The sequence below is a fragment of the Kribbella catacumbae DSM 19601 genome (assembly GCF_000372465.1).
Taxonomy (GTDB): Bacteria; Actinomycetota; Actinomycetes; order Propionibacteriales; family Kribbellaceae; genus Kribbella; species Kribbella catacumbae.
The window spans coordinates 18,801-27,650 of sequence record NZ_AQUZ01000088.1 but is presented as its reverse complement, the minus strand read 5'-3'; the positions used below and the strand labels follow the sequence as shown (position 1 = coordinate 27,650).

Annotated in this window: 8 protein-coding genes and 1 pseudogene; 5 read left to right on the top strand and 4 right to left on the bottom strand. The window is 67.2% G+C overall.

Annotated elements, in window-relative coordinates:
• Positions 1 to 770: 770 nt before the first annotated feature.
• The gene (ettA, locus tag A3ES_RS0143435; protein ID WP_020393119.1) at positions 771 to 2,453 is read left to right on the top strand and encodes an energy-dependent translational throttle protein EttA; all 1,683 of its coding nucleotides are present in this window, start codon (positions 771 to 773) and stop codon (positions 2,451 to 2,453) included.
• Positions 2,454 to 2,802: 349 nt separating this feature from the next.
• Here the strand turns inward: ettA and A3ES_RS0143425 are convergent, their stop codons facing one another.
• From A3ES_RS0143425 to A3ES_RS0143420, 3 genes and pseudogenes are all read right to left on the bottom strand, one after another.
• A complete protein-coding gene (locus A3ES_RS0143425) occupies positions 2,803 to 3,207 on the bottom strand; it encodes a VOC family protein (RefSeq protein ID WP_020393118.1) in 405 nt (134 codons plus the stop codon).
• Between the two features lie 165 nt (positions 3,208 to 3,372).
• Positions 3,373 to 3,681: pseudogene (locus tag A3ES_RS57380) on the bottom strand (GDSL-type esterase/lipase family protein); the annotation flags it as partial.
• 53 nt (positions 3,682 to 3,734) lie between these two features.
• Positions 3,735 to 4,193, bottom strand: coding sequence for a MarR family winged helix-turn-helix transcriptional regulator (locus A3ES_RS0143420; protein WP_020393117.1), 459 nt, complete (start codon positions 4,191 to 4,193; stop codon positions 3,735 to 3,737).
• A gap of 137 nt (positions 4,194 to 4,330) precedes the next feature.
• Between A3ES_RS0143420 and A3ES_RS0143415 the strand changes: the two genes are divergently transcribed.
• Entirely contained in the window at positions 4,331 to 4,885 is a 555-nt protein-coding gene (locus tag A3ES_RS0143415; protein ID WP_020393116.1) for a YceI family protein, read from the top strand.
• Positions 4,886 to 4,956: 71 nt separating this feature from the next.
• Here the strand turns inward: A3ES_RS0143415 and A3ES_RS0143410 are convergent, their stop codons facing one another.
• A complete protein-coding gene (locus tag A3ES_RS0143410) occupies positions 4,957 to 5,559 on the bottom strand; it encodes a TetR/AcrR family transcriptional regulator (protein WP_020393115.1) in 603 nt (200 codons plus the stop codon).
• A gap of 90 nt (positions 5,560 to 5,649) precedes the next feature.
• On the opposite strand from A3ES_RS0143410, the gene A3ES_RS0143405 reads away from it, so the two are divergent.
• Genes A3ES_RS0143405 through A3ES_RS0143395 form a run of 3 tightly spaced genes read left to right on the top strand, consistent with a single transcriptional unit; the run spans position 5,650 to position 8,818 of the window.
• Positions 5,650 to 6,795 (top strand): acyl-CoA dehydrogenase family protein, encoded by a 1,146-nt coding sequence (locus A3ES_RS0143405; RefSeq protein WP_020393114.1) that lies wholly within the window; start codon positions 5,650 to 5,652, stop codon positions 6,793 to 6,795.
• A 47-nt stretch (positions 6,796 to 6,842) separates the two neighbouring features.
• Positions 6,843 to 8,063 carry an acetyl-CoA C-acetyltransferase gene (locus tag A3ES_RS0143400; RefSeq protein ID WP_020393113.1) on the top strand — a complete coding sequence of 407 codons (1,221 nt, stop codon included), beginning with the start codon at positions 6,843 to 6,845 and terminating at the stop codon, positions 8,061 to 8,063.
• Positions 8,063 to 8,818 (top strand): SDR family oxidoreductase, encoded by a 756-nt coding sequence (locus A3ES_RS0143395; RefSeq protein ID WP_020393112.1) that lies wholly within the window; start codon positions 8,063 to 8,065, stop codon positions 8,816 to 8,818. Before A3ES_RS0143400 ends, A3ES_RS0143395 begins: the two co-directional genes overlap by 1 nt.
• The last annotated feature ends 32 nt before the right edge of the window (positions 8,819 to 8,850 follow it).

Below are 8,850 nucleotides of genomic sequence, written 5' to 3'. Positions count from 1 at the left end.
CACCCCGCAGAGCTCCTCGGTCCCACACACGCAGTTCCTCGGTCCCACCCCGCAGAGCTCCTCGGTCCCACACACGCAGTTCCTCGGTCCCACCCGCAGGGCTCCTCGGTCCCACTCCGCGGAGTTCGTTGGTCCCACTCGGCAGAGTTTCTCGGTCAACCCCGCGCATCCCTCGGTCAACGGGACGCACTGGCACCCTGTTTGACCGCTAGCGCGCTGCAGAGCCTGTTGGGATATGGGTCTGGGGTTCGCGTTGTGTGCCGACCGACAGGAAGTAGTGCCGGTTCTGGGGCCGGCCGCGGCCTGCGTGAGCGTGGCGCGCGGCAGAACGGTCGACTACTTCCTGTCGGTCGGTACACAATCGGCCGCTGCCGAGCCAATTCGCAACAGGCTCTACAAGGCGCCAGTCGTCGAACAACGTGCCAGCGGCCCGAATACATCGGTCAACCAGCTGAAGACGCGGCCGGGTTGCGGACCGCCACCACTGACAAACCTGGCACCAGCACCTCGGCACACCGAGAGAAAGCGTTTGCGGCCGAGGTTTAGTAGTGGTGGCCGTCCGCCCTACCCGGCCTTCCACTGCGAGGTGCCGTCATCGACGTTATGACGACGTCTTGACCAACCGGCTTTGGGCGTCCCTCAAGTGGTGGGTTGATTCCTCTAGGGGTTCGGGGAAAGCCGGCAGCTGACGCGTGACGGCTGGGCCGGGTGGGTTGTCGGCGGGCGGGCTCGGTTGGGTGGTGGTGGGGGGTAGCGCATAGGCTCGGGGCATGGCGGAATTCATCTACACGCTGCGCAATGTGCGGAAGGCTCATGGTGACAAGGTCGTTCTCGACGACGTCACGCTGAACTTTCTGACCGGCGCGAAGATCGGCGTCGTCGGGCCGAACGGTACCGGCAAGTCCTCGTTGTTCAAGATCATGGCGGGGCTGGATCAGCCCAACAACGGTGAGGGGCGGCTGGCCGAGGGCGCGACGGTGGGGATCCTGTTGCAGGAGCCGCCGTTGACCGAGGGTAAGACGGTGCTGGAGAACGTTGAGGAAGGGGTCGGCGACACAAAGAAGAAGCTGGACCGCTTCAACGAGATCTCCGCCGAGCTGGCCGATCCGGACGCGGACTACGACACGTTGCTCGGCGAGATGGGAGACCTGCAGACCGAGCTCGACCACCGCAACGCGTGGGACGTGGATGCTCAGCTGGAGCAGGCGATGGACGCGCTGCGCTGTCCGCCGGCCGACGCGATCGTGGACAAGCTGTCCGGTGGTGAGCGTCGCCGGGTGGCGCTGTGCAAGCTGCTGTTGCAGCAGCCCGACCTGTTGCTGCTAGACGAGCCCACCAACCACCTGGACGCCGAGTCGGTGCTCTGGCTGGAGCAGCACCTGCAGAAGTACCCGGGTGCCGTCCTGGCGATCACCCACGACCGGTACTTCCTGGACAACGTCGCCGAGTGGATCCTGGAAATGGACCGCGGCAAGACCTACGGGTACGAGGGCAACTACTCGAAGTACCTGGAGACCAAGCAGCAGCGGCTCGTGGTCGAAGGACAGAAGGACGCCAAGCGGGCGAAGATCCTGGAGCGCGAGCTCGAGTGGGTCCGGTCGAACGCGAAGGCGCGGCAGACCAAGAGCAAGTCGCGACTGGCCCGGTACGAGGAGCTCGCGGCCGAGGCCGAGCGGTCCAAGAAGCTGGACATCGACGAGATCAACATCCCGCCGGGTCCGCGGCTGGGCAGCACGGTGCTCGAGGTCGACAAGCTGGAGAAGGGCTTCGGCGATCGCAAGCTGATCGACGGCCTGAGCTTCTCGCTGCCGCGCGCGGGCATCGTCGGCATCGTCGGCCCGAACGGTGTCGGCAAGTCGACGCTGTTCCGGATGATCGTCGGCGAGGAGGTCCCGGACAAGGGCAGTCTGAAGCTCGGCGATACGGTCCGGATCTCGTACGTCGACCAGTCGCGCGGCGGTCTCGAGCCGAAGAAGACGGTCTGGCAGCAGGTCTCGGACGAGCTCGACTACATCAAGGTCGCGAACTTCGAGATGCCGAGCCGCGCGTACGTCGCGTCGTTCGGGTTCAAGGGCCCGGACCAGCAGAAGCCGACCGGCGTACTGTCCGGCGGTGAGCGCAACCGGCTGAACCTGGCGCTGACGCTGAAGATGGGCGGCAACCTGCTGCTGCTCGACGAGCCGACCAACGACCTGGACGTCGAGACGCTGCAGTCGCTCGAGGACGCGCTGCTCGAATTCCCGGGCTGTGCCGTGGTGATCTCCCACGACCGGTGGTTCCTGGACCGCGTCGCGACCCACATCCTGGCCTGGGAGGGGACCGACGAGGACCCGTCGAAGTGGTTCTGGTTCGAGGGCAACTTCGCGTCGTACGAGGCGAACAAGATCGAGCGGCTCGGTGCCGAGGCGGCTCGGCCGCACCGGGTCACCTACCGCAAGCTCACACGCGACTGAAGCCAGCCGATCGGGCCTCGACAGGAATCTCCTGTCGGGGCCCGTAAGCATGCCCGGAAGCTTTGAAAGCAGACTGAAATCGCTCTTGCCCAGACTTCGTTCCGACGGACCGGCGATGCGGTCCCAACGGAAGGAAGTCAGATGTCTCGACGATGGGGATTCAGTGCGGTGTCCGCGCTCGGCGTCGGAGTGTCCGAGCGGGTGGCAGTGTTCACCGCCGCCCAGGGCTGCTCCGGCCAGGCCGGCTAGCTCTAGCAGCCGGCACAGCTGGTCAGGCTTCGACGGGCGAGGGGCCTGACCAGCCACCGAAGTACACACCCGAACCGGCGGACGGCGCGTTCAGCGACTGCTACGTGAAGAGGCAGAACGGGTGGCCGGAGGGGTCGAAGAGGACGCGGACGTGCTCCTGGGGCTGGAAGTCGGCCAGGGTGGCGCCGGCGGCCAGGGCGTGGTCGACGGCGGTCTGCAGATCGTTGACGAGGATGTCGAGGTGCTGGGTCGCGTGCTGGGCGCCGGGCGTGCTGGGCCAGGTCGGTGGGGTCCACGCGGCTTCGTACTCGAAGTTGAGCGTCGGTCCGGGGCTGTCGGCCGAGGATCTGATCTGCGCCCAGCCGGCCGCCGGTGGCTCACCCGGGCGGGGCGGCTCCTCGGTGGTGACGGCGCGGCCGAGCAGGCGAGAGTAGAAGGCCGCCAACGCTCGTGGTTCCGGCGTTGTGATGGTCACGGAGGTCACTTCGAAGGTCGGTCCGTCCATTTTCCGACGGTATCGCCGCTGTCCGACAGTTTCCGTCCCACGGGAGATCACGCCTCCGACTGTGTGACCGCTGTGAGCCATGCGTCGGCGAGGATGCGTTGGCCGCCGTACGTGGGATGGATGCCGTCCCAGATCCAGTGGTCGGCGGGTGCGCGCAGTACGGGTGCGGACGAGCAGCGACCCGTACTCCGCTACGAAGGCGGCCCCGTCGGCATCGTCCGACTTGCCGTCGAGGACGGCGGCGACGTCGTTGGCCCCGACGAGGATGCTCAGGACGTCGGGTCGCAGGTCGAGTGCATCACGCTGCCAGCGCGCGGTGAGGTCGGAGACGGTGTCGCCGCTGAATCCGCGGTTGACGAACTGCCAGCCTCGTTCGGGCTGGTCGGCAGCGGCCGACGACGCGATCAGGAACGGGTAGGAGTGGCCGAGGATGTGGTTCGGGTCCTCGGTGGGACCGCGGCCCCCGTGGGTGATCGAGTCGCCTTGGAAGACGACCAGAGCACCCGCCGGGAAGCCGAGATCGATCCTCAGCGCTGGCCGATGTGCTCGGAGACGGCGTCGAACACGCGGCCCACCGCGGCGAAGTCCTCGGGGGAGGCCAGATTGACCAGGTTCTCCCGGACGCCCTCGACGTGGTACGGCGCGGCGTGGTCGAGCAGGGAGAAGCCGGCTTCGGTCAGCTCGGCCCAGACGCCACGCTTGTCGCTCTTGCAGGAGGTACGCCGGACCAGCTCGGCTGCCTCGAGGCGGCCCACCGTGTGGGTCAGGCGGGAGCGGCTCTGGTGCAGCCGATCGGCCAGTTCCGCCATCCGGAGCCGGCGCTCGGGCGCCTCGGACAGCCTGACCAGGATCTCGTAGTCGTTGATGCCCAGGCCGAACTGGCGCAGGTCGTCGTCCAGCTTGGCCATCAGGCGCGCAGTACCCAGCAGGTACGCGCGCCACGCCACCTGCTGCTCGGAGTCAAGCCACCGGGTCCCAGTCGTCATCGTCACGGAAACAGTGTAGCGGGAATGTAGTTGACTTTTAAACCGTTCATCTCTACTGTCGAGGTTGTTGGTTGAAGTTTGAACGAAATCTGCGACCGCGACGCCCCCGATAGCTTTTCCCGTTTGAGAGGATCTCCATGAGCACCGCTACGACCACGATTCCCGGCCTCGTTTCCGGAACCTACGCCCTCGATGTCGCGCACACCGAGATCGGCTTCACCGTCCGGCACCTGATGACCAAGGTCCGTGGCACCTTCGAGGAGTTCGCCGGCGAGATCGTCGTCAAGGATTCGCTCGAGGAGTCGACCGCCGTCGTCACCGTCGAGCTCGGTTCCGTGCACACCCGGAACTCGCAGCGCGACGGTCACCTGCGCTCAGGTGACTTCTTCGACGCCGAGAACAGCCCGAAGATGACGTTCACCAGCAGCGCGCTGAAGGCCGAGGGCGACGACTACGTCCTGGCCGGCGAGCTGACCATCAAGGACGTGACGAAGCCGATCGAGTTCGCCGTCGAGTTCCTCGGTGCCGACCAGAATGCCTACGGGCAGTCGATCATCGGCTTCGAGGCGTCGGCGTCGATCAGCCGCAAGGACTGGGGCATCGACTTCAACGTGCCGCTCGAGGGTGGCAAGCTGCTGATCGGTGACAAGGTGGACATCCACCTCGACGTACAGGCTGCACTGCAGGTCTGATCTGTACTACGTACGCGCGAAGGGCGCGGCTCCCCGAGGGGAGCCGCGCCCTTCGCGCGTGGTGGTGGGTGTCAGGCCTGGACCATGCGGTGGGCCAGGTCTGCGTAGAGGGTGCCTAGGGGTTCTGCGGCCGGGTGGCGGGTGGGGTCGTACCAGCGGGCTACGTCTATGGACAGGGAGAGCACGGCGAGGGTGGTGCCGGGGAGGTCGTCGACCTTGAAGGTGCCGTTGGTGACGCCGTCGGTCAGGACCTGCTCGATCAGGGTGGAGATGGCGCGGCGGATGGTGGCTACCTCGGCGAAGTGCTCCGGGCTCAGGGCTGCCAGCTCGTACTGGACGACGCGCGCGATCGTGTGGTGCTCGGCGTGCCAGGAGGTGAAGGCGGACACCATCGCGCGGAGGCGGTCCGCGGGGGAGCCGCCGTCGTTCGCCGCGGTCAGGATCTCCAGGGCGGCGCGGTGGCCGTACAGGCTGATCTCGAACAGCAGGCGTTCCTTGGACGGGTAGTGCACGTAGAGCGCGGCGGGTGACATACCGGCGCGGGTGGCGATGTCACGCGTGGTGGTGGCCTGGAAGCCGCGTTCGGCGAAGGCGTCGATGGCGCCGGTGAGCAGCCGGCGGGCGGCGGCGGGCTGGACGTGCTCCCAGGCGAGGGGGCTGGTGACTGCGGACACGTTGACACCTTGCCCTAAGTTCGCGAAGCTAAGCAAGCGCTTAGCAACGCGATCGACACTGCGTGACCAGTCTTTACGGGAAGGCCAGCGATGGACCGCATCATCTTCAACGAGGACCACCACGCCTTCCGGGCCAGCGCGAAGGAGTACGCCGACCGCTCGCTGGTACCGCGGATGGAGCAGTTCCTCGAGGAGAAGACGATCGACCGGGCCGCCTGGCTCGAAGCCGGCAAACAGGGCTTCCTCGGCCTCGACGTCCCGGAGGAGTACGGCGGCTCCTCGGTCGGCGACTACCGGTTCAACCAGGTGTTCGCCGAGGAGGTCTCCAAGGTCTCCGCCTCGCTGTCGAGCTGCTTCGGCATCCACTTCGACTGCGCCGCGCCGTACCTGGTCGATCTGGGCACCGAGGAGCAGAAGCAGCGCTGGCTGCCCAAGTTCTGCTCCGGTGAGCTGATCGCCGCGATCGGGATGACCGAGCCGTCCGGCGGCTCCGACCTGGCCGCGCTGAAGACGACCGCGAAAAAGGCCGACGGCGGCTGGCTGGTGAACGGGTCGAAGACCTTCATCACCAACGGCGACATGGCCGACCTGGTCATCACCGCGGCCCGGACCGACCCGGCCAAGGGCGCGAAGGGCATCACGCTGTTCGTGATCGAGGAGGGCATGGCGGGCTTCTCCCGCGGCCGCAAGCTGGACAAGGTCGGCCAGACCGAGTCCGGTACGTCGGAGCTGTTCTTCGAAGACGTCTTCGTGCCGGACGAGAACGTGCTCGGCGAGATCGACCGCGGCTTCATCCACATGATGGAGCGGCTGGCCCAGGAGCGGATCGGCGCCGCGGTGTCGAACATCGCGCACGCGACCCAGATCCTCGACGAGACGATCGAGTACGTGAAGCAGCGCAAGGCGTTCGGCCAGGCGGTCGGGTCCTTCCAGTACAACAAGTTCCTGATCGCCGAACTGGTCACCAAGGCCGAGGTGACCCAGGCGTACGTCGACAACGCGGTCGTCGCGCACGACGAGGACCGGCTCTCCGCCGTGGACGCGGCGAAGGCGAAGTGGTGGAGTGCAGAGGTGCAGAACGACATCCTCGACGCCTGCGTCCAGTTGCACGGCGGCTACGGCTACATGAACGAGTACCGCGTCGCCCGCGCCTGGCGCGACGCCCGGGTGACCAAGATCTGGGCCGGCTCGAACGAGATCATGAAGGAACTCATCGGCCGCGACCTGGGCCTGTAAGCAGCGACCTCGGCCCGGTCCGCCGGGCCTTCGAAAGGGAAAGCGACATGCCTGAAGCAGTCATCGTCTCCACCGCGCGGTCGCCGATCGGCCGGGCCAACAAGGGTTCGCTGAAGGACATCCGGCCGGACGACCTGGCCGTCCAGATGATCCAGGCGGCGGTCGGCAAGGCCGGCCTGACCGGGGACCAGATCGAGGACCTGATGCTCGGCTGCGCCGAGCCGCACGACGAGCACGGCGGCAACATGGCCCGCCGGGTCGCCATCCAGCTGGGCTGGGACAGCACGCCCGCGACGACGGTCAACCGGTTCTGCGCGTCCTCCACGCAGACCGCGCGGATGGCGTTCCACGCGATCAAGTCCGGCGAGGGCGACATCTTCGTCAGCGCCGGCGTCGAGTGCGTCTCGCGCTACAAGAACTTCGGTTCGGCCGGTGTCGGCGACCCGAGCTCGTTCAACCAGGTCTTCGCCGACGCGGTCCAGCGCACCGAGAAGTACGCCGAGACCAACGACACCTGGCACGACCCGCGCGAGGACGGCCAGATCCCGGACGTCTACATCTCGATGGGGCAGACCGCCGAGAACGTCGCGACGCTGCGGGGGATCAGCCGCGCCGACCAGGACGCGTTCGGCGTCCGCTCGCAGAACCTCGCGGAGAAGGCGATCAACAACGGCTTCTTCGAGCGCGAGATCACTCCGGTCACGCTGCCCGACGGCACGGTCGTGAGCAAGGACGACGGCCCCCGAGCCGGTACGACGCTGGAGAAGGTCAGCCAGCTGCAGCCGGTGTTCCGGCCGGATGGCACGGTCACGGCCGGCAACTGCTGCCCGCTGAACGACGGCGCGGCCGCCGTGGTGATCATGAGCGACACCAAGGCGCGCGAGCTCGGCCTCACCCCGCTGGCCCGGATCGTCTCCACCGGCGTGAGCGGGCTGTCGCCGGAGATCATGGGCCTCGGTCCGGTCGATGCGACCAAGCAGGCGCTGGCCCGGGCCGGGATGAGCATCGGCGACATCGACCTGGTCGAGATCAACGAGGCCTTCGCCGTCCAGGTGATCGGCTCGGCCCGTGAGCTCGGCATCGAGGAGGACCGGCTGAACGTGCACGGCGGCGCCATCGCGCTCGGCCACCCGTTCGGCTCGACCGGCGCGCGGATCATGACCACGCTGGTCAACGGCCTGCAGTTCGAGGACAAGCAGTTCGGCCTCGAGACCATGTGCGTCGGCGGTGGCCAGGGCATGGCCGTCATCCTGGAGCGACTGAGCTGATGAGTCTGAAGGACAAGACGGCGATCGTCACCGGTGCCTCCCGCGGCATCGGCCTGGCGATCGCCAAGCGCCTGGTGGCCGACGGTGCTCATGTGGTGATCACCGGCCGCAAGCAGGACGCCCTGGACGAGGCAGTAGCCGGCCTGGGTGGCCGGGACTACGCACTGGCCGTTGCCGGCAACGCTGCCGATGGGGAGCACCGTGCAAGCGTCGTGGCGGCGGCAGTAGCGACGTACGGGTCGGTGGATCTGCTGGTGAACAACACGGGCATCAACCCGATCTACGGCTCTCTACTCGACGTCGACAGCGCTGTGGCGGCCAAGATGGTCGACACGAACGTGCTGGCGACTATCGCCTGGGTCAAGGCCTGCAGCGATGCGTGGATGCGTGTCCACGGCGGTGCCGTGGTCAACCTGTCGTCAGTGGCCGGCCTGTCGCCGTCACCGGGCATCGGCTGGTACGGCGCCACGAAGGCGATGCTGTCCCGAGTGACGAGCGAGCTAGCGGTGGAGCTCGCCCCGCAGATCCGGGTCAACGCGGTTGCGCCCGCAGTCGTGAAGACCAAGTTCGCCGGAGCCCTCTACGAAGGCCGCGAGGACAAGGTCGCCGCGTCGTACCCGTTGAAGCGCCTCGGCCGCCCCGAGGACGTCGCATCCCTGGTCTGGTTCCTGCTCTCCGACGAAGCCTCCTGGATCACCGGCCAGACCATCACCATCGATGGCGGCCTGACCCTCAACGGCGGCATCGTCGGCTGACAAGCCTGTACTACGAGGCGTCGTCACCTGTG

Excerpts from the sequence above, each read along its gene's own strand:
- ettA (WP_020393119.1), top strand. The coding sequence starts at position 771 with ATGGCGGAATTCATCTACACGCTGCGCAATGTGCGGAAGGCTCATGGT.
- A3ES_RS0143425 (WP_020393118.1), bottom strand. The coding sequence starts at position 3,207 with ATGGACGGACCGACCTTCGAAGTGACCTCCGTGACCATCACAACGCCG.
- A3ES_RS0143420 (WP_020393117.1), bottom strand. The coding sequence starts at position 4,193 with ATGACGACTGGGACCCGGTGGCTTGACTCCGAGCAGCAGGTGGCGTGG.
- A3ES_RS0143415 (WP_020393116.1), top strand. The coding sequence starts at position 4,331 with ATGAGCACCGCTACGACCACGATTCCCGGCCTCGTTTCCGGAACCTAC.
- A3ES_RS0143405 (WP_020393114.1), top strand. The coding sequence starts at position 5,650 with ATGGACCGCATCATCTTCAACGAGGACCACCACGCCTTCCGGGCCAGC.
- A3ES_RS0143400 (WP_020393113.1), top strand. The coding sequence starts at position 6,843 with ATGCCTGAAGCAGTCATCGTCTCCACCGCGCGGTCGCCGATCGGCCGG.
- A3ES_RS0143395 (WP_020393112.1), top strand. The coding sequence starts at position 8,063 with ATGAGTCTGAAGGACAAGACGGCGATCGTCACCGGTGCCTCCCGCGGC.